Origin of the sequence: Acidiplasma cupricumulans (assembly GCF_001402935.1) — an archaeon.
GTDB lineage: Archaea > Thermoplasmatota > Thermoplasmata > Thermoplasmatales > Thermoplasmataceae > Acidiplasma > Acidiplasma aeolicum.
Genome location: NZ_LKBH01000070.1, coordinates 1 through 1756 on the forward strand (window position 1 = coordinate 1; position 1756 = coordinate 1756).

Annotated in this window: 1 protein-coding gene; it reads right to left on the reverse strand. The window is 38.9% G+C overall.

Annotation, left to right across the window (positions count from 1 at the left end; translation table 11 throughout):
• Nucleotides 1–11: 11 nt before the first annotated feature.
• Nucleotides 12–1613, reverse strand: a complete 1602-nt coding sequence (locus AOG55_RS02470) for an APC family permease (protein ID WP_048101675.1) — start codon at nt 1611–1613, stop codon at nt 12–14.
• Nucleotides 1614–1756 lie beyond the last annotated feature (143 nt).

Sequence of the window (1756 nt, forward strand, 5' to 3'; positions counted from 1 at the left end):
TTTATTAATTTTTAATTTCCGGCCGCAGCCTTACCGTTCTTCTTTCTTATGTAATTAACACTCCTTATGCCCATTTCAGTGCCTATATAATAAAATATTAGCGTGATTATTATGAACACAAATGTATCGTATGGAAATGGTATGTAATTATGGCCTCCAAAGAAGCTGCTGCCTATGTACGATAATACAACTATAAGTATTAAATACACAGGAAGCCAGATACCGTACATTGCATATTTTGCATCCAGTTTATTGTAATGGTTGTATACAAGCACAAAAACAACGCCTGCAAAATCCAGCGGTACTATGATTTCAATGGCAGACCATCCAGACCAGTAAACAAGAAGATTTGAAACAACAAAAGCTATTGGAGCCAGGACGTTTGCAAATGGAAGCTTAAACGGCCTTTTTATATTTGGTTCCGTCTTTCTAAACACCATAAGGCTAATTGCCCCCGGGGCATAGGATAATAAAAATCCATCAACCATGATATTTATAATGGTTGCCAGTGACCTTCCCAGTGCAACCAGGACTATTGTTATTATGAGTACCATGATAATTGAGTAAATTGGTATTCCGCGTATGTTCATTTTACCAAGGAATCTGGGGAAATATTTATCCTCCCTTGAAAGTATTTCACCAACCCTTGCTGTACTCCCATAGTATATAACACCGTCCTTGAAGGTGGCTATTAATGCGGCTATTATGGCTATAACAACTATTGCAGGAAGGACGAGGGTCTGTGCTATGGTGGCATATGGTGCACTGTAATTTAATAATGAGGCCCAGTTACCGTTGGCTGTGCCGAATTTTGAGAAATTTATTGCACCGGCAAATGCCAGGGATTCAAGGGAGAATATCAGGCCTGAGGCAAGCAGTGCCACTATAATTGCGACGGGTATACTTTTGCCCGGATTTTTAACCTCCTCAGAATAATCAATTGGCTGCCTGAATCCACCATACCCAAAAACTGTTATTGTTATGGCTCCAAACAGACCGGTAAATCCATAAGGTGCAAATCCTCCAACGCTGGGTGAGACAAGATTTGAGGGCTTAAAATAAAATGATAGTGATATTATTATAATTGCTATTAATATTATGCTTATTATGGTGAGAACCAGATTTATCCCACCCATGTGCTTAATCCTTAACACATTAACAAGAAAAACAAGCACAAGTATTACCTCAGCCACAGCAATGCCGGCATACGATAAAACACCGTTTACATAAAGGGGCGGATAATAAAAGCTCAGATATTCAACGACAGCAAAAACAATTACGGGCCCGACAAAAAGGTATCCAACCATGGATGACCACCCATTAATTGCACCCACCAGGGGGCCGTTACTTTTTGATGGATAGTATGCAACACCACCGGCCTTTGGCCAGGTTGTGCCAAGTTCTGCAAAAACAAGACCTATTGGCAGTATCATTATCATTGCTATGGGCCATGCAAGAATGCCTACAGGGCCTGCATCGGCCAGTGTATACACGGGTGCATATGCCACAGCAGGACCTAGTATCCCACCAAGAGCAAGCATAACAACACTCCATAGTCCCAAATCTTTTCTATAGGAGTGTTTATTTTGATCCTCAACGGCTGTATCAACCATAATGATTTAAACATTGAGTTGTATTTATTCTTTATGATATGGAAATACATAACATTGACAATATATATAAGTGTTATTTTATATTTTTACAAAATTTATTTAATAATTTAAAATTTTGTCAATTTTATTTCTCAAAGATCGGA